Below are 18,618 nucleotides of genomic sequence, written 5' to 3' on the forward strand. Positions count from 1 at the left end.
TAATTCCTCCTAAATTGGTATGCTTTCCAAGCAAATAAAAACCCCCGCTTCATAAGAAGAGGGGGCTCCTCCTCTTATCTTTCAGACATACTTATGCCTGCAGGATGTAGCACCATTTCAAGCAGCTGCATGATGGTTGCCGGACGTCAACGGGCCTGTTCCCTCGGTCTCTCTCGATAAGAGTTTATATTTTATTTGTTTAACACGTTAAAACATGAATCCTAAACAGTAGTATAGAGAAGGTTATTCTTTATGTCAACAGAATATTCCTAATTTTCAAATTTTAAAAGTGTTCCTGTGAAAAATAAAAAACCCCTTTTCACGAAGAAAAGGGGGACAGTTTAAAGTAACCGGTCCTCCTTCTCATCTTTGGATTTATTTGAGTAAATCCTCTGAAATTGGCACCGTGCAAAAGCTGGTTGCCGAGGCTTCTTAGGGTCAGTCCCTCCACCTCTCTTGATAAGAAGAAAACATATAAAATTCTTATTCCCTATCTTAAACACATGTAGTGGAAGAGTCAACAGTTTTATTAATTAAAAATTTTTTGCGAGTTGAGCTGCTTCCTCAATTCCCTTTTGTTTGATCTCTTCTGCACGGTCAGGATATTGATTGTGCCCCTCTATAAACAAGCCCTGCAGTGAAGGAACTCCAAAAAAATTCAGTATAACAGTCAAATAACGGTGTCCCATTTCAAGATCCTGTGCCGGTCCTTCTGAATAGACTCCGCCCCGCGCCTGAATGTGCAATGCTTTTTTGTCTGTCAAAAGACCGACAGAACCGCTATCAGTGTACTTGAAAGTCTTCCCTGCCGTGCAAAGAGAGTCGATATATTTTTTCATAACCGGAGGAAACGAGAAGTTCCAAAGAGGTGTGACGAATACATATTTGTCAGCTTCAACAAATTGATCTGTCAGCTCGGACAGCCTGCTGACCTTACGCTTTTCCTCTTCTGAAAGTTGATCAAAAGAAGAGCCTGTTCTCAATTTTCCCCAGCCGCTGAAAACATCCGCATCAATCTGAGGAATATCCATATTGTATAAATCTAAATGAACAACAGCATCTTCAGGTTTTTCTTTTTTGTACGCGTCAAGAAATGATTTTCCTGCGGCCATGCTGTAAGAAACCGTTTCATCATGAGGATGTGCAGTGATATAAAGAAGAGTCGCCAAGAATGTTCACAGCCTTTCAATATTTTAAGTTTTTACCCCTTTATCTTGTTCTAGTTTCGCGAAAATTATCTGAGAAACTTTTTAACAAAAGCTTGTCCACATAGCAGAAAGTATTTAGCACTGTCCAAGTGTCTGCAACGATGAAAAACCAGCTAAATATAATGCACATTCTCCAAAAAATACTTGCATATTATTCCATAAGAGAGTAAAAATAAGGAAAGAAATAATTGGAAAATATTATTTCGCCATATTAGGATTAAAAGTATGAATAAAAAGGTATAGGAAAGGTAGAAAATAAAGAATTCTGAAAAAATAGGAAAAGGGGCCTAACATATGAGAGCAAATATAGGGGATATTATTGGTTTCACAAGGAAGGATATGCATTTAGAAGGAGTCGTAACACATATTCGCGAAAATTCCGTTATCGTTAAGCTTGCAAGCTGCTATGATTTCAGGGACTTAAATATTGATAATGAATTTACAGTAGTGGGCCACAGCAAATACGAAGTGGTTCAGAGTGCAAAAATACATTTGGCAGATGAGCAAACTGCCTAATACTTGTAAAGAAAGGACATGTTAAATGACTCAAGTCACTCTTTTGATACAACAATCATCGGAAGTGGAACCTGTTCAATCCATCGAAGAAATTTTATCAGCAGCGAATGGAATTGAACGAGCTTTGGCAGATGTGGATAACGGAGAAGTAAAAGTGGAATATAACGAGCTGATCATCACAGAAGATCAAATTCTGGCTGCCCTTCAACAGCACGGTTTTGCTGTAAGTGTGCGTTAGTCTATTACAGGCAGATTAAGTACATACATCTCCACATGTTATAACAAAGCCCTTGTCAAAGAGGGCTTTTTAGTATGTTTAAATTCATTATTGGTTTTTCAGAGTAGTGATCATCAACAGCACTCCAAAGAATAAAATCCTCACTTTACCTTCAAACTATGTATACATACCACAAGGAGGTTTTTTCATTTATGATAAAAAGCAACGTCCTGCTGACCAAGTTTCTTCTCACTCTTACAATCCTTTTTATGATCTTATCTCTCTTTTTTCGAGTAAGTATTATCAATACACTTATTATTGGGATAGTACTGACTGCAGTATCCTACTTTATCGGCGACAGATTGATATTGCCGAGGGCAGGAAATCTGATAGCCTCGATTGCCGACCTGGGATTGGCTTTTATTGTGATTATGATTATGCTTAATGTTTTAGTGCCAAGCCCCTTTTTTCCACATGCCGGTGCAGCTGCCTCGGCAGCAGTGGGTATTACACTGGGTGAGATAGCAGTTCATTATTTATTTAAACCGAAGAATACAGCAGATCACTCGAGATACCGCTATCAGCCGAAGGAGGCTGGCTACTCCACAGAGTCCTCAGAAGAATTTCCGGCTGTAAAAAAACAAGGGAAAAATGATCAAGAAGATGTGTAGATACCTACACATCTTCTTTTATTTTGTATGCGGAGGCACCATTGCCCCCAATACCTGCGGCGGCGTATCATGGATATAAGCCGGTGCGGGGCGGAGAACTGGCTTTTTGGCAAATGGCTGAGGATTTTCAACATATTGAAACTCTCCAAGCCCATCCATGCTTTTACCTTGTGCCCAGCGTCCTGCGGCACTTTCATTGCCTCTTGAATAATTGAAAAGTACATAAGAGACTTCACGTTTTTCAAGCTCTTTTGGAAACGTACTTGGAACAACAATATTTTCTTTTGCCTCCAGCTCTTTGATTGCGGCATACCATTGATTTTGGTGCATCGTATCTCTTGCGATCAGCCAGGAAAGCATATCCTTTACTCCCCTGTCAGTTGTTGATTCGTATAATCTGACTGCCTGCAATCTTCCTTGTGATTCAGCAGTTAAATTTGCCCGGAAATCTGCAAGAAGATTTCCGCTTGCAATAATATAGCTGGCTGTCCAGCGATTTCCAACACTATCGGCAGGCATGGCCCCAAGTCCTGAAACAATAGCATGCTGCGGATTCATTCCTCCAAGTATAGCGCCAATAACCGGATCTTTAGCTGCAATTTCCTGATCTCCGACAGGTGCACCATCAAGGAGCCTGGCAATCATGGTTGCCAGCATTTCCACATGTGCTAGTTCCTCAGCACCGGTATCCATCAGCAAATCCTTGTACTTTCCATCCCCTCTTACATTCCAGCCCTGAAAAAAGTACTGCAGAGCAACGGATATTTCACCAAACTGCCCTCCTAATACCTCCTGCAGCTTTTTTGCATAAACTGGATCAGGACGATCAGGCTTTGCCTTGTATTGAAGTTCCTTTATATGATAAAACATGGATCATTCCGCCTCCCCCTGTTTGCATTTCACTTTCTTTAAGAAATGTATTCTACAGGGGGTTTTCCAAAGAACAAAAAAACAGGAGTTTTTTTGTCCTGTTGTGTTGACTATTTTCCTGAGCTGCCGGAAGAATAATAGTACGGAGGGACCTTCAGCCAGCCTCTTTTTTTCATCAGTCTTTTCAGACTTGCTCCAAACAAGGAAAACTCAGTGAAAAACTCAAACCACATGATTCCTACATCAGTTCTGACTGAATCGGCCTGTCCTTTTCCTGCCATTATCATTAAATTGACTGCTTTAAATGCAATACCATTGCTGATGTCATCATCTGAGAGCTTTACTCCCGGAGGTATTTCATTCGGAGACGAGGAAGGTTTAGGAGGTGTCACATTAGGAAGCTCCACTCCCTCTTTTAACAAAAAGCCGCTCAGCCGTTCAGCCTGTTTTTGGCATATTTTCAGAGCATCTTTCAGCATTTCCACTAAATCATCGTCCGTTGTGGTATTCATGCCCATTTCCTCGAAGCGAATGAATTCTTCCAATGTTGCAAGATATGTCCAGCAGTCGCCAACTTCAATCACATGCAGGGGGGAAGTTTCTTCATGATCTGTCACTTCTTTAAAAATGTTTATAAAGGCTTCTATCGGGTTTGCCATTCTGCACCTCCTTACATAAAATAGCGTGCCCCATTGCTGCAAAGTTATGAAATAACAGAAACACTCCTAAACAGCTCTGGTGTCGGAAGCGTTTTGCTGTATTCCCAACGCTGCAGTGAACTGAAGGGGATATCTTCTTTATACCGTGCTTCGACCAGCTCCTCCTGCCCTCCTGCTGACTGTATCAGCACTTGTGGAGGACGCTTGAGATCTTTTACAAGGAGTGTTCCGCTTAAGAGATTATTGTGAAGGTAATACTGTTCATGATACACAAGCATGTTTTCCATCACTGCCAAACCCCGGATTCCTCCCAATCTAAGCTGAAAATGCACTTCTTCTCCACCGGCTGAAAGCTTTACATCCAGCTCAATGCCATGGGACGCTGAACCTGATTGTTTGTCCCCCATGATGTGAAAATCAAAGCCTCCATCTTTCTGTTTCGTCATTTGTTTTCTAATATCATACCTGCTGCTGGAAAAATACAGAGCCGTATCAGAGGAATTAGACATGAGAGTCAGACTTCCTTTTACTGCCCATTCCTTGAAGGAGTGATCTTCCAGAATAGCAGCATATCCATAAGAAACCATTTTTCCTCCAATCGCCAAAGAGGCCTATAAGGCCCCTCGGGAAGTTATTATCGTTTCACCCAAACAGAAACAGAGCCGCCATTTACGGGAAAAGTCGCCCATCCGTCTGAACTGATTGTAACTGTGTCGGTACGGTTTCCGGTAATATCACGCCAAACCTGGTTTGCTTTAGAAGTACCCACGAACATTCTCTTTGTCCCCCCGGGTCCATCAGACATAATGGTAGCCAGGCCTGAACCTGCATGTGCAGCGTCTCCTTCTCTTGTAAATCCAATAATATCATGATGATCAAAATAATCTCTTTGCGTCCCATAAGCATACTTTTGGCGAGCTTCTAAAAGAGGATCAATTTTCGACTTAAATGAAGGAACATTGTTATTTGGAATACCGTAATAATCACCGTAAAACACAGATGGATATCCCTGTTGTCTTGTAAGAATCAATGCATAGGCCAAAGGCTTGAACCAGCCTTGGACAAATGACTGAAGTGCCTGGCTCGGCTGCGAGTCATGATTGTCTACAAACGTCACGGCATGGGTAGGGTGCTTTTGCATCACCGTGCCATTCAAAATATTTCTCATATCATAATTTCCGCCGCCATTGGAGGCATTAAACAAATTGTAATGAAGCGGCACATCAAATACGGAATGATTCCAGCTCGTTTTAGTTAAGTAATTTTCAAGTGCACCCAAGTCATTTTTCCAGAACTCTGCTACAGCAAACATATTTTTCCCCCTGGCATTTCGTACAGAAGTCAGCCAGTCTCTTGTAAAGCTGTATTTGATATGTTTAACTGCATCAATCCGGAATCCATCCAGATTTAAAGTATTTGCATACCATGTTCCCCAATTTCTTAATTCATTTACCACATCAGGATGATCCATATCAACATCGGCATACATCAGATAATCATAGTTGCCGTTTTCACTATCAACTTCCCAATCCCAGGCCTTTCCTGTACCTCTGAATTTATATATGCGGTTGGCAAGCTGGCGGGACTGGTCCCAATCAGAGCCGTCAAAGTGATACCAGCGCCATTTAAAGCTGGAGTAAGTATTTCCCCGTCCCGGAAAATCGAATTTCGTCCATGCTTGAATATCATATTCACCGGAGATTTCCTGATTACGATTACTCGGATTGACTTCTACTGCCCTGACAGTTTCAGTTGCATCGGCGCCTCCCTTATGGTTCATAACCACGTCCCCATAAACCTGGATACCGTTATTCTTCAGCGCTGTAATAGCAGATTGAAGCTGGGCCTTTGTTCCATATTTCGTTCTCACCGTGCCCTTTTGGTTAAACTCACCTAGATCATATAAATCGTAAGCGCCATAACCTACATCATTTTGCTGTGTTCCCTTCCATGCCGGCGGAAGCCAGACTGCTGTAATTCCCTTACTTTTCAAATTGGCTGCATCGTTTTGCAGACGATTCCAATGGTTACCGTCATTAGGTACATACCATTCAAAATACTGCATCATTGTTCCATTATCAGCTGCTTGAGCTGATTTGTTTGCCGGCAGCAGTGAAATCAGCAGCAGTGCAGCTAGAAATACTGAAAACCCTTTTTTCCACATAAATTCTTCCCCCATCCCTCATTTAGTATTGCCGATCTATTCTAAGCAACCGTTTGCATAATCAGCAATACTTCTAAAATATAATCTGAATCGGTATTTTTGTAAACGGTTACATATTCCCCTTTTTTACTTACTGCCACACTCTTTTTTACCTATGAATATAACATGGAGCATTTAACAGAAACTATTGCGAAAGGTGGTTAATACAGCAGGTGAAAGCTCCTTTATAAGGGTGATGAAGGACAAAACTCTGTGGAATAGCAGGTGAAATGTCCTTCATAAGGGTGATGAAGGACAAAACTCAGTGGAATAGCAGGTGAAATGTCCTTCATAAGGGTGATGAAGGACAAAACTCAGTGGAAATGCAGGTGAAATGTCCTTCATAGGGGCGATGAAGGACAAAACTCAGTGGAAATGCAGGTGAAATGTCCTTCATAAGGGTGATGAAGGACAAAACTCACTGGAATAGCAGCTGGAATGTCCTTCATAAGGGTGATGAAGGACAAAACTCTGTGGAATAGCAGCTGGAATGTCCTTCATAAGGGCATGAAGGACAAAACTTAGTGAAAAAGCTGTTTAAATGTCCTTCATCAAGCAGATGAAGGACAAAACTCAGTGCAACAGCAACATTCAAGAGCTTTTGATGAAAGGAAGATGCTTCGATGAGCATGTACAAAAAGACGCCGAAAAAAAGTAACGAAGGCAGTAAAGAGACGAAACAAGATCAAGCTGCCAAGCCGCCCCGCAGCTGCGGAGGGTTGTAGACTGAACCCCAAAAGAAGAAAAGGCTTGAGACCCATTAGAGGGCTCAAGCCTGAATTTATTACTTAAAGTTTTTATGATGATATTGCTCTTTTGGAGCTTTTTGAGGCTTTCCTTTACCAGGTTTAGGTCCCATGTTGTCAAAACGGGCCACATCGTAAATAGCTGTTCCGACAATTTCAGCTACATCCTGAAGTTTTTCTTTGCTGATTTTATCAATTGTGTCTTCTGGTGTATGATACCATGGCTCAGCAGGATTATGGATAAAGAGTGCAGCCGGAATGCCTGCCTCTGCAAATGGAACATGGTCACTTCTTCCGCCTTGTCCATATGGAGTAGGTGTTCCGTTTAATCTTGCGCTTGATGCTTGAGCAAGCTCTGTAACAAGATTAGGCTTACCGTCTAATGTCAGCAATACGAGATCCCCGGCATCGCGGCTTCCAACCATGTCCAAGTTAAAGTTAGCAATAATTCGATTTTTGTCTGCATCAGAAAGGTTTTTCACATAGTGGCTTGAGCCCAGCAAACCTACTTCTTCAGCACCGAAAGTAATAAAACGGATTTCAGTGTCTGTTGGAAGATCCTTGAATACTCTTGCAAGTTCAAGTGTCATAGCCGTTCCTGAAGCATCATCGTTTGCACCCGGTGCTCCCTCTACAGAGTCATGGTGAGCGCCAAGAACAATTACATCATTATTTGCTTTCTTTTTGTTTGTTGGTGCTTTTGTTGCAATTACATTATGAGATGTGCGTTCACTTACTTCAGCTCCTACAACTTTCACCGAAGCAGTCAGTTTTTCTCCGCTGCTGAGCTTGGCAGCAAGTGCTTCACCCTCTGCCTTTGACAGAGATACTGCAGGAGCATATTTTTCATTCGGCTCGCCCAGCGTACCGTTAAGAGCACCTTCAGCATTGTTATAAACAATCACTGCAGCAGCTCCTCTTTCTGAAGCATTCAGTACTTTTTCACCAAAGCTGATTTCTCCGCGTCTGATAAGAGCTACTTTTCCTGTTAAGTCCAGGTTAGCAAGTTCTTCTTTTTTTCCTAAGCCGGCAGCCACAAGCTCACCTGTCACATTTCCGCTGACAGTATAAGTGAAGAATTGAGGCTTTAGTTCACCGGAATAACCGTCGACAGAAACGCTCACGGAAGTTGGCGCTGTATATCCGACAAACGTAAATGGCTGAATTTCAGCTTTGTATCCATAAGATTCAAATTGCGACTTTATGTATTGCACCGCTAGAAACTCTGACTCTGTTCCTGCTACGCGCGGCGTTTTAGCCAGATAGTCAATATTGTTATAAATTTTGTCCACATCAATTTTATTGATTACCTTTTTATCAAATACGTTGAAAGGCTGTGACTGGGGAGCTTCAAACGGTTTTGCAAGTACAGAGCTTGTCCCGACGGCTCCAAGGGCTAAGGATGCAGCCAATGCTGCAGATAATAATGGTTTTTTCAAAGAATAGTCCTCCTTAATAGATGTATAGTCTCTTGATTTCAAATTTTACAATATTCTAAATCATTTTATAAGGTAATATATTACTCTTTTAGTATAGTAAAGATTTACTATTTATTCTGAATTTTCTTGAGCCACCCTTACTTCATAAATTGTAAACTGAATCATTTTTCTTATTTTTTCCAGAGACGTTATCTTCGAAGAATCTTGAATAGGCCTGTATTCAAAGGAACTTATTACTGCGGGTATTATTTCTTCGTAACAGAAAAGTGGTTTTATTCTTTTTCGGAGCTCTAAAACTGTCTAAATCACTCCATAAAAACAAGCCCTGTTAATTCGAACAAGGCTCTTCTATCATTATTCCTCTCTCATTTCCAGAGCCCTTTTTACATTCTTTAAGTCATTTGCAATTAACTCCTGAAGATTGTACGCCGGATATAAGCCTCTGTTAAACATATAAAGAAAGATTCTTTCATGCCAATCAATCGCTGCATTTAGTTGTTTTTTCAATGTTTTTCTTAATGAATAAGAAGCTGTCTCTGTAATGGCAATTGAATAATTTCTAACGGAGGTTTTAGCAAGCAGCAAAAGATCTCCTGCGTAGAATGCGATGAAATCGGCAGGCGTTTCTTCTTCTTTTCTCGACTCCGGGACCGGTATGTTTGGATAGTACTGAATGAGTTCATGTAAATTTCCTTCAATGGCCTTGATAGAAAATAAATAGAGCTCTCTTAATTCTTTATCTTCAACTCTTTTCACTGCTTTTTTCAGTTTAATCAGGCTGTTCGCCTGAGACGCAGTCAGCTCATGCAGCTCCAGTGATTCATGCCAGGCAAGTGTATGACTCAAAGTAAATCCCTCCATTTTTTCATTCGGGATATAATATGCGGGCTAATCACCCAGTGTGCACTATGATTTTTCTGTATGTTTGCTCACTATCGAAGGGGGAAAAGAATGAGGGTGATTACATTGAAAAAGGAGAGATAACAATGTCAGAAAAACCTTCATCAGTACCAGGACAGGAGCAGGATCGTCAGCCTGGTCTGGAATCAGAAATGAACCCCAGACCGGACTTTAAAGAAAACCTTTCTAAAGGATCAGGAAAATTATTTGGAAAAACAGCGCTCATCACAGGCGGGGACAGCGGAATAGGCCGCTCGGTAGCTGTAGCCTATGCAAGAGAGGGAGCGAATGTGGCCATATCATATCTCGATGAACATGAAGATGCAAAAGAAACGAAGAAACATGTAGAAAACGAGGGAGCAAAATGCCTGCTGCTGCCTGGTGATATTGGGGATGAACAATTTTGTAATTCCCTTATTGATTCAGTAGTAGAAGAATTCGGGCAGCTTGATATACTGGTGAACAATGCTGCAGAGCAGCATCCTAAGGAAGCGGGTTTGGAGGAAATCAGCAGTGAACAGCTTGAGAAGACATACAGAACAAATATATTCTCAATGTTCTATTTGACCAAATCTGCACTGAAGCATTTAAAAGAGGGCAGCTCTATTATCAACACTACTTCGATTACTGCCTATCAGGGAGCGCCAAATCTGATTGACTATTCATCAACAAAAGGAGCCATTACCTCTTTTACAAGATCATTGTCTCTGTCGCTTGCTGAAAAAGGAATCCGCGTGAACGGTGTTGCCCCCGGGCCAATCTGGACACCTTTAATTCCTTCCACATTTGATAAAGACCTGGTGGAAGGCTTTGCTAAAGAAGCTTTTCCTGTACCGATGAAACGCCCTGGGCAGCCTGATGAACTCGCGCCAAGCTATGTATTTTTAGCTTCAGAGGATTCTTCCTATATGTCCGGTCAGGTTCTTCATGTGAACGGTGGAGTCGTACTGAATGGTTGACCTACTCACCGCTTATTACTCTTGCCAGTTGTTTTTTGGACTAGAATAGTCACTCAAAAGAAAAAATCCGAACTAATACATCATTCTAATCGTAAAATCATGAATGGTAGTTCGGATTTTTTCATTGGCTAAAACACTTTTGTCCCGGCCTCTTTATTTTCCTTCAGTGTATCAGGATATCGTTGGTTTCTGTTTTTTGATATTGAGTCAAAAACCCCGCGATCATTTGATTAAATTCATTCCATTTTTTTGTGGGAAGCTGGTGGTTAACGTCCTTGAATATGCCAATCTGTTTATATTTCAGGCTCTTTTTATATATGCGCAGATGTTTATTGATGACGTCTGACTTAGCACCATACAGCAGAAGAACCGGACAGGTTATCGCAACAAGCGCTTTTCTGCAGTCATAGTGCTGTGCAGCATGATAATATTCCCTCCATACTCTTGCGTCTGCCTTATGCATATGAGCCGCCAGCTCCCTGCGAAAGTTTTTTTCCTTCGTATGTGCAGCCGCCAGCCCTTTTGCAAGAGGCCTTCTAAAATGGTTTACGAGGTGTTCGCCTATTTCATGTTCCATCCTTAATCCAATGTTTTCTGTGGAAGGGTAGCCTCCCGACAATATGAGTGCCTTCACCCTGGCTGGATGCTGTATAGCAAGGCTTTGAGCTATTGTTCCTCCAGCTGAATAGCCGCAAATAATTGCTTTTGAAATACTAAGCTCATCCAGAAGATTCAGTATTTCCCTTCTGTATTTCTCAATGGTCACTGCACCCCGTACTGCGGGACTGTCGCCGTGTCCGCTTAGATCTGGAAGAATGACCCGGAACTGGCTGCTTAGACTGATTTGTTTTTGAAAAACTACCCGCCCCATTCCCGGCGGGTGGATAAAAACAAGGGGCTGTCCCCTGCCATGTTCCTCATAATAGATTCTGCCGCTTATAGTTTCTGCATATGGCATTGTTCATCAGCTCCACTTTAGACATAGCCATAGTTTTTTCTCATAAAGTAATTCTATTCTTGTAAGTTGCTGTGACTTCTCTTTTTACGTTACAGCGTTAAAAGAAGAACGTGGTTCAAATGTATGATTTTTGTCCTATTTCGTTTTAATCATCTCTTACCTTGGTATAGAACACTATTAGAGAAAATGGACACGGAGAAAAAGGAGGATTCAGTTTTGTTTGGTTTAAGTGATATGCCGTCATTTTTCGTGGCACTGCTGATTGTTTTGCCGCTGGTCGCTCTTGTTCACCAGCTTGGACATATCTTTTTTGCGTGGCTGTTCGGGGGAAAGGTTTCTTTCATACTGGGAAGAGGGCGAACTCTCTTAAAGATAGGTTTCCTGGAAATTAAGACTGTTTATTTTATAGATTCCTTCTGCCACTACGAAGACTTGGCTGTAGATAATAAATTGACACATTCCCTCGTTTATGCAGGCGGGGTTATTTTTAATATTGTGAGTGTTTTCATATTAAACAGCATCATTCTCGCAGGTTATCTCGATCCAAAAATGTATTTTTATCAATATGCATATTTCTCTGTATACTATGCGTTCTTTGCAGTTCTTCCCATTCAATACGGTGAAAATCACCCAAGCGACGGCAAAGCTTTATATGATGTGATCAAATATGGAACCAGATGTGATCTAATTGATTAAAACAGTATCGCACCTCCTCCTGCAGGCATACGTTGTAACAGAAGCCTGTAAGGAGGAGCATGATGATTATAATTGGAGGAATTCCTCAAAATGAGGAACTGATAAACAATCCTGTTTTCACTGGTGAACAGCAAAATATTGTCATGGAAATGCTGAGAACAAACGAGCTCTTTACGTATACCAGCTTTCAACAGTTTTTATTTGAAATAAATGTGAGATCAAGTACAATATCCGCTTCACGTGCACTGTTGGAGAGCGGAGTAAGGTTCAGTACATTTGCAAATTCAAAAGGCAATCCCCAATTCTGGGATGTTACCCCTAAAGGAGCCATTGTCATAAAGCCCGGCATCAAACCCTCTGATGCTCTTTCAGATATATTTAGAAATGGCAGTTTCTATTCTTTTGAGTGTGCAACCGCAATGATTGTTGTTTTTTTCAGAGCTGTTTTAGAAAATATTGATGTAGATCAATTTGACAGGCTTTTTGATGGAATGATTCTTTATGACTGGCAATACGATGAGGATTTAGGCGTCACTACCACAAGAAGCAATGAGTTTGTACCTGGGGATTGTGTTTACTTTATTAATCCAGATGTAGCTCCTGAAACTTCTTATTTCAGAGGTGAAAATGCCATTTATCTGGGTTCAAATTTATATTATGGGCACGGAATTGGTATTATGGATGCTCAAAGTATGATTGACAAGCTTAACACTTTCAGAATTCCCGGCTCTTTACAATCTGCCTATTTGATGTCCCAGGTAACACGGCTGGGCTATAAATATTTATTTCAATTCTCAAGCACCGGACGGGGGATACCGATCTTTCTGCTTGAAAATAAAACCGTGATACATGTTGGCTCTTACTACTCTGCTTCATAGCTGAACTAGGGTTAATCATCTCCTGGCCCTTTCCGCTTGTCATACCAAATCTCCCTGCCCATCTGCCGGTTTACAAGCTGTTCCATTTTCTGCAAATCTTCCCGTGAAACAACCGGATCTCTCTCGTCCCAGCGGACATAACGGACGAAATAGTAATTTCTGATAGGCGAGAACATCACCTTAGAATGAGGCCAAACATCAAAAACAAACTCCAGATTTCCTCTTTTTTTATAAGAATAGTTGATTATTTTCATGGAATTCACCGCTTATAGAGAGTCATTGCATGCTGCTTGCATGTAATGTTACAAGTACCCCCTATGAGTGCAGAAATAAACTCTTGAAACAGACTGCAGGGAATGTGAAGAAGTATAGGAGCTCTTATGAGAGCGGTGTTTCCAAAACATTGATGTGATTTCACATTGCAGCAAGAAATCTCAGTTTCTTCCTTGAAGGAGACACTGTATACGGAAACTATTCAATTGCAGCTGCTTTCCCCAATGGATAGAGGAGAGCCCGGAGCACTATGATACAGCCATTGTTCAGCCTCATATATAAAATTTATAATTCTTTATGAGAAAATAATTTTTGCCAGCAGTGCTGCTGTGATTGACAAAACAGTGAAAGCTGCAGTCCAGCTGAAAAATTCTATACCATGAACAAGCAGCGCCAATAAAAAGAACAAAGCAAATGTTATGATGGGGAAAAGGAACAATTTTTTAGTCACAACATAACCAATAAATGAAAGTATAAAAACAGCCAGGGGATACACAACCATTATCAATAGTGCTTCCATCATAAGCCTCCTTTTTCGCAGTGTGATCATATTCTTCCCCCTGCAACGTTTCTTATCAGGTAAGGTTTTGGCAAATAAATAGGTTGATCTTCCATCATCTATCATAAAAAAAACGATTTAGTCCGTACCCTTGTGAAAAAGGGAAGAGTCATTTTATACACAGTTAGCAATTCTTATTTCACAAGACGCCTCCCCATTACAACAGAAAAAATAAGCGTATAAATTCCGGTTAAATCCAGAATAAGCTGTTCTTCAGAGAAAATAAGGGAATGAATTCCGCTTAAGCTGCTGAAAATACTCTATTTTAGGCTTTTTTTAGGTACATAAACGGAAACCCTCCGTTTATTTCAGTCCATTTTCGGTATTTTTTCTGAATAGGTGGAGTTCCTCCGTTTATATGTATAGTAACTTTCACATGGCGCCTCCCCACCCCAATAGGAGTAGCTGTATTTGTGCGAGTATCTGTAACAAAGTATTTACACAATCTTATTGACTTGATATAAAAAAACACCGTAATCCGGTGTTTTTAACTGCTTATCACTTTCACATAGTAGGTCCGCTGCCTTGGCCCATCAAACTCACAAAAATAAATGCCCTGCCATCTGCCCAGCAGAAGATTTCCGTTGTCGATAATTACCTGTTGAGAAGCGCCGACTGTGCTCGTTTTTAGATGTGCTGCTGTGTTTCCTTCCATGTGTCTGTCCCTTTCATCATTCCAGGGATACAATTCGTCAAACCGCCTTAACATGTCTCTTTTCACATCAGGATCTGCATTCTCGTTAATGGTGATGCCTGCAGTTGTATGGGGGCTGTAGATTACCGCTAGCCCTTCTTGAACCTCTGTGTAGGTAACAAATCCCTGAATTTGCTCAGTAATATCTCTGAATTCATCCCTGCTTCCAGTTGTGATTGAAAATTTTTTTAACATTCCGAATCAGCTCCTTTCCCTAGACTATTCTTTCCTTAGAACTAAAGAAAATAAACATTACCTGTTCCACATTGTGGCAATCTTTAGTACCATAGTAATTGAAGGAGTTGAACAAATGGAAATTGTATGGCCTTACATAGTTGTGTTTATTCTTGCTGCAATTCCTCTCTTTGAAGTTGTAGGCATTGTTCCTGTGGGTATTCTTGCAGGACTTGCTCCTGTTCCTGTTGCCATCGCCGGTTTTATAGGCAACTTTCTGACTGTCCTGCTGCTGATTATCTTGATTGACAAAGTAAAGATATGGATGGCTGCAAGAAAACAGCGTAAAGCAGGCAATATGGCTGAAGCAGCCGCTGCTGCTGAGGATGGAGAAATTCAGACAGAATCTAAACGTTCAAAGAGAGCTAAGAATCTATGGGACAAATATGGACTTCCAGGACTTGCTTTTATTGGTCCGCTGTTTGTCGGCTCCCACGTTTCTGCCTTTATGGGAATGGGCTTCGGATCAAAACGAAGAGCCGTCACAGTCTGGATGACTCTCAGCCTTGTATTCTGGACTGCTGCCGCTGCTGCTCTTACTCATTATGGAATTGGTTTTGTGAGCGGCGAACAGGAATATGAAGGCTTTCTTATCAACTTACTAAGATAGCCTCATCCCCTATGTTCTGTTGAACATATCCAATAGAGCATGTGAAAACAAATGCAAAAAAGAACGCCGCGCCGGCGTTCTTTTTTGTTATTTTGACGGAATAAGAATTTGTCCGTCTCTGTCTTTATTCAACAGTGTCTGCACAATCAATTTGGAAAGCTTGCTTGGCTGATATGGCTTAATTAAATAGCCCTCTGCTCCCAGCGCCAGCCCCTTCTCTTTTTCATCCAGTGCTGAAGAAATAAAAATAGGTATTGAACTTGTTACGGATGCTGCTTTTAAATACTTGATGATTTCCCAGCCTGTCAGATTATGATCTTGCAGCATAATATCTAATACAATCGCTTCGGGCATTTCTGTTCCTATTGCAGCAAGCGCCTGTTTCCCGCTGCTGTATGTTTTCACAAGAAACCCGCTTTCTTCCAGTTCTGTTTGCAGCAGTTTGGCAAGGTTGGAATCATCTTCAACGATGACAACATTGGCACCTGTTTTTTCGGCTTCCTGTGCTTCTTCCTCTGCTGAAAAGCTTTGCAGGACAAGCGGGAAAGTGACGCTGAAGGTACTTCCTTCGCCAAGCTTTGAGTACACCGATATATCCCCGCCATGCGCTTTCACAATTTCCTTTACAATTGCCAATCCCAGACCTGTACCGCCAATTCTTCTTCGATCGGAATTATCCACACGATAAAACTTTGTAAACAGTTTGTCCAGGGACTCCTCTGGAATGCCAAGCCCCTCGTCAGCAATATTAATATATAAGCTGCCGTCTTTTTCAAAAATCGAAATTAAAATCTCTCCTCCATCAGGAGAATATTTAACAGCATTGCTGATCAAATTGTTAAATACCTGGCGAAGCTTATCACTGTCTCCCAGTACTTGGGTTAAAGAGGTTTCTTCTTTCAGTCTGATTCTGTGGGAAGAAGCATTCACATTTTGAGCATCTATTACTTCATTTAGAATGGGCACCACATCATAATAGCGTTTTTCATAGGTTTGCTTGCCAGCTTCCATTCTCTGCACATCAAGAAAGTCATTGATGAGGGAAGTCAGCCTTTTTGCTTCTTGATAAATAGTTGTTAAATATTTTTTCTGCCGCTCCGGCTTCAGTTCTCTATGAAGCATCAGTTCAGTAAAACCCAGAACACTTGCAAGCGGCGTTCTAAGTTCATGGCTGACTGTACTTACAAATTCAGATTTCATCTGATCCACTTCATACTCCCTCGTAATATCTCTGTGAACCAGAACCATGCCTATCTTTTGCCCCTCGCGGAACAGCGGCTCTGAGTATACCTGAATTACTTTGCCTGACTCCAGGCGGTACACAATATTTTCAGAAGCTGCACCATCCTCAGAAAGAACCCCGCTGTCCAGAAAAGCTTTCAAACTTTCAGGTTCACTAACTGACGCCAGCAAATCTGCCGTCCATTCTTCATAAGCCTGACCGTTAATGGCAGCCCCGTTCCAGCTATTCACAAGGGTTCTTACTTTTTCATTCACCTGAATTAAGCGGCCGTTTCTGTCAACAAGCTGGACGCCCTCATTGATTGTGTTCAAGATATCTTGTACCATCGTTCGTTCAGCTTCAGACTGTTCAAATATTTTAATTTTGTCCAAGGAGATGCTGGCATTTTTCGCCAGACTACTGTACTCTTTGATATCCTGCTCCTGAAAGGGAAGACTATATCTTGTAAACAGCATGACTGCCTCTACCGTCTGATTGGAAGAGATGACAGGAATATAAAGATCTTCAGATTGCTGTTCATCCTCATGATAGGCCTTCTCGCCAGGTTCACTCCTGCGCTTGATTGTAAAAGCTTCTTTTGTCTCCAAAAGGCGCTGTACTGGCCCTTCTTCTAGATGATCTAAAAATTGCTTTGCGCCAGCAGGGGAAATTCCAAAAACCGCATAGTCTTTTTTGCCATCCATTGTTGCAATCATTCCTCTATCTGCTTTCACAATGCCGCTCATGGTTTGAATGATGCTGGATAGGATCTTTTGTTTGTTCAAGGTATTGGAGATGCCATGCACAAGTTCATTGCGGAGCTTAAGCTGCGTCTCCCTTTCCCTCATCATTTCAAGCACCTCTTCCAGCTCTGCCTGCTGTGCCTGCAGTTCATCCTGCTGTGCAAATAACTCTTCATTTTGTGCACTTAAATCCTGTTCCTTCTCGTTTATGCTTTTGCCCATTTTGACAAATGCATTATGAAGAAGTCCAAGCTCATCTTCGCGGGTTGATTCCTCAGTTAGCCTGAAGTCTTCTCCGTTCGCAATGCTGCCTGCCGCAGCAGTCAATTCTTTTAGAGGCCCCCCGATTCTGCGCAATAAAATCCGTACAAATACAACCAAGGAAATTAACAATATGCCTAGAGTGATCATAAAGCTCAACTGGCTTATAAAGGTGGTATCCGTATAGTTTTCGTAATTGCGATCAAGCTGATTTTCCAGCGTATCCCGGTATTGTCTTAAACTGTTTTGAAATGCCCGTATGTTGTTGGAGACATTTCCTTTTACTGCAACTTCTGTTACATACTCGAGATCTCCGGCTTCAAAACGGTCCACACTGTCTGGCACAATTTCATTAAAGTAATATTGATAAAAAGATTTTACATCTTGAAGAAACAATGTATCTGCGCTATTTACTGCAATTACTTCAAGCTGTTCCATATTGTTTAGCACATTCTGCTGCTGCTCAAGACCTTTTGTCAGGTAAAAGCGGTTTTCTCCGTTACTGCCATAAGCAAAATAGGCACGAAATTCCGATACAGCTGCATTAAAAGAATACTCCAGATCACTGACCAGATGCTCTTTCCGGTTCAGTTCGTCGTTAACTGATTCATAATGAGCAGTAATGGCATTTTGATACCAGATAAATGCAAAACTTACACTGGAAAACAGCAGAATGATTAAAAGTGCCAGCAATCCGAAGCTCCTTGCAAGGCTCTTCTTAATATAGTGATTGATGTTCACTCAGTATCTCCTCTATTCTTTCTGCAAGGGCCAAGGGACTGAATGGTTTAGAAATAAAGTAATCTGCTCCGGCTTCAATCACTCTTTGCTGATCTGCCGCCTGGCTTTTGGCACTCAGCATCACAACCTTAGCATGCTGAGGCATCGGCAGTTCCCTCATCATTTCTATTAATTCCAAACCTGTGTGAACAGGCATCATATAATCCAGCAAAATTAAATCATATTGATTTTGTTCAATAAAGGAGAGGGCTTCAGCTCCGTCTGCTGCCTCATCAATGTCATGGCCCTCATCCTCAAGAGTATCCGTTACGAGCATTCTAAGCACTTCTTCATCTTCCGCAAGAAGAATTCTTGCCATTGT

20 protein-coding genes and 2 riboswitches are annotated in these 18,618 nt (G+C 41.4%); of the genes, 7 read left to right on the top strand and 13 right to left on the bottom strand.

Translation table 11 applies throughout. The features are described from left to right. Positions 1-71: 71 nt before the first annotated feature. A riboswitch (SAM riboswitch) is annotated at positions 72-183 on the bottom strand. Positions 184-360: 177 nt separating this feature from the next. Then, positions 361-466, bottom strand: a riboswitch (SAM riboswitch). A 67-nt stretch (positions 467-533) separates the two neighbouring features. After that, the gene (locus tag GJU40_RS13305) at positions 534-1,169 is read right to left on the bottom strand and encodes an FMN-dependent NADH-azoreductase (protein ID WP_154308416.1); all 636 of its coding nucleotides are present in this window, start codon (positions 1,167-1,169) and stop codon (positions 534-536) included. Between the two features lie 333 nt (positions 1,170-1,502). Here GJU40_RS13305 and GJU40_RS13310 point away from each other — a divergent pair, with 333 nt between their 5' ends. The 3 genes from GJU40_RS13310 to GJU40_RS13320 all read left to right on the top strand — a co-directional run bounded on the left by GJU40_RS13310 (position 1,503) and on the right by GJU40_RS13320 (position 2,612). Next, complete coding sequence (locus GJU40_RS13310) at positions 1,503-1,724, top strand: DUF2187 family protein (protein ID WP_154308418.1); 222 nt, start codon at positions 1,503-1,505, stop codon at positions 1,722-1,724. Between the two features lie 25 nt (positions 1,725-1,749). After that, positions 1,750-1,962 (top strand): heavy-metal-associated domain-containing protein, encoded by a 213-nt coding sequence (locus GJU40_RS13315; RefSeq protein ID WP_154308420.1) that lies wholly within the window; start codon positions 1,750-1,752, stop codon positions 1,960-1,962. Between the two features lie 191 nt (positions 1,963-2,153). Continuing rightward, a complete protein-coding gene (locus tag GJU40_RS13320; protein WP_170289407.1) occupies positions 2,154-2,612 on the top strand; it encodes a DUF2512 family protein in 459 nt (152 codons plus the stop codon). Between the two features lie 18 nt (positions 2,613-2,630). Here the strand turns inward: GJU40_RS13320 and GJU40_RS13325 are convergent, their stop codons facing one another. The 6 genes from GJU40_RS13325 to GJU40_RS13350 all read right to left on the bottom strand — a co-directional run bounded on the left by GJU40_RS13325 (position 2,631) and on the right by GJU40_RS13350 (position 9,390). Further along, a complete protein-coding gene (locus GJU40_RS13325; protein WP_154308423.1) occupies positions 2,631-3,482 on the bottom strand; it encodes a manganese catalase in 852 nt (283 codons plus the stop codon). A gap of 110 nt (positions 3,483-3,592) precedes the next feature. Next, positions 3,593-4,141 (bottom strand): DUF3231 family protein, encoded by a 549-nt coding sequence (locus tag GJU40_RS13330; protein WP_154308425.1) that lies wholly within the window; start codon positions 4,139-4,141, stop codon positions 3,593-3,595. A gap of 44 nt (positions 4,142-4,185) precedes the next feature. Further along, entirely contained in the window at positions 4,186-4,728 is a 543-nt protein-coding gene (locus GJU40_RS13335; protein ID WP_170289408.1) for a hypothetical protein, read from the bottom strand. A 47-nt stretch (positions 4,729-4,775) separates the two neighbouring features. Further along, complete coding sequence (gene amyS, locus GJU40_RS13340; RefSeq protein ID WP_154308429.1) at positions 4,776-6,305, bottom strand: alpha-amylase; 1,530 nt, start codon at positions 6,303-6,305, stop codon at positions 4,776-4,778. A gap of 823 nt (positions 6,306-7,128) precedes the next feature. Beyond that, on the bottom strand, positions 7,129-8,529 hold the full coding sequence (locus tag GJU40_RS13345; protein WP_154308431.1) for a M28 family peptidase: 1,401 nt from the start codon (positions 8,527-8,529) through the stop codon (positions 7,129-7,131). A 354-nt stretch (positions 8,530-8,883) separates the two neighbouring features. Further along, positions 8,884-9,390, bottom strand: coding sequence for a spore coat protein (locus GJU40_RS13350; protein ID WP_154308433.1), 507 nt, complete (start codon positions 9,388-9,390; stop codon positions 8,884-8,886). Between the two features lie 125 nt (positions 9,391-9,515). Between GJU40_RS13350 and GJU40_RS13355 the strand changes: the two genes are divergently transcribed. Continuing rightward, the gene (locus GJU40_RS13355) at positions 9,516-10,388 is read left to right on the top strand and encodes an SDR family oxidoreductase (RefSeq protein WP_212029836.1); all 873 of its coding nucleotides are present in this window, start codon (positions 9,516-9,518) and stop codon (positions 10,386-10,388) included. A gap of 163 nt (positions 10,389-10,551) precedes the next feature. Here GJU40_RS13355 and GJU40_RS13360 read toward each other — a convergent pair whose 3' ends face one another. Beyond that, positions 10,552-11,346, bottom strand: a complete 795-nt coding sequence (locus GJU40_RS13360; protein WP_154308436.1) for an alpha/beta fold hydrolase — start codon at positions 11,344-11,346, stop codon at positions 10,552-10,554. A 216-nt stretch (positions 11,347-11,562) separates the two neighbouring features. Between GJU40_RS13360 and GJU40_RS13365 the strand changes: the two genes are divergently transcribed. Further along, positions 11,563-12,042 (top strand): RIP metalloprotease, encoded by a 480-nt coding sequence (locus GJU40_RS13365; protein WP_154308438.1) that lies wholly within the window; start codon positions 11,563-11,565, stop codon positions 12,040-12,042. A 59-nt stretch (positions 12,043-12,101) separates the two neighbouring features. Beyond that, a complete protein-coding gene (locus tag GJU40_RS13370) occupies positions 12,102-12,920 on the top strand; it encodes a protein-glutamine gamma-glutamyltransferase (RefSeq protein ID WP_154308440.1) in 819 nt (272 codons plus the stop codon). 11 nt (positions 12,921-12,931) lie between these two features. Here GJU40_RS13370 and GJU40_RS13375 read toward each other — a convergent pair whose 3' ends face one another. The 3 genes from GJU40_RS13375 to GJU40_RS13385 all read right to left on the bottom strand — a co-directional run bounded on the left by GJU40_RS13375 (position 12,932) and on the right by GJU40_RS13385 (position 14,641). Next, entirely contained in the window at positions 12,932-13,174 is a 243-nt protein-coding gene (locus GJU40_RS13375; RefSeq protein WP_154308442.1) for a hypothetical protein, read from the bottom strand. 314 nt (positions 13,175-13,488) lie between these two features. After that, a complete protein-coding gene (locus tag GJU40_RS13380; RefSeq protein WP_170289409.1) occupies positions 13,489-13,743 on the bottom strand; it encodes a DUF2651 family protein in 255 nt (84 codons plus the stop codon). A 496-nt stretch (positions 13,744-14,239) separates the two neighbouring features. After that, positions 14,240-14,641 (bottom strand): secondary thiamine-phosphate synthase enzyme YjbQ, encoded by a 402-nt coding sequence (locus tag GJU40_RS13385; protein ID WP_154308447.1) that lies wholly within the window; start codon positions 14,639-14,641, stop codon positions 14,240-14,242. A gap of 115 nt (positions 14,642-14,756) precedes the next feature. Here GJU40_RS13385 and GJU40_RS13390 point away from each other — a divergent pair, with 115 nt between their 5' ends. Next, entirely contained in the window at positions 14,757-15,290 is a 534-nt protein-coding gene (locus tag GJU40_RS13390; RefSeq protein ID WP_154308449.1) for a small multi-drug export protein, read from the top strand. A gap of 87 nt (positions 15,291-15,377) precedes the next feature. Here GJU40_RS13390 and GJU40_RS13395 read toward each other — a convergent pair whose 3' ends face one another. Beyond that, positions 15,378-18,257 (bottom strand): ATP-binding protein, encoded by a 2,880-nt coding sequence (locus GJU40_RS13395; RefSeq protein ID WP_154308451.1) that lies wholly within the window; start codon positions 18,255-18,257, stop codon positions 15,378-15,380. Then, on the bottom strand, positions 18,235-18,615 hold the full coding sequence (locus GJU40_RS13400) for a response regulator transcription factor (protein ID WP_154308454.1): 381 nt from the start codon (positions 18,613-18,615) through the stop codon (positions 18,235-18,237). The genes GJU40_RS13395 and GJU40_RS13400 overlap by 23 nt, the downstream gene beginning before the upstream one ends. Positions 18,616-18,618 lie beyond the last annotated feature (3 nt).

The organism is Metabacillus lacus (assembly GCF_009674805.1).
GTDB lineage: Bacteria > Bacillota > Bacilli > Bacillales > Bacillaceae > Metabacillus_C > Metabacillus_C lacus.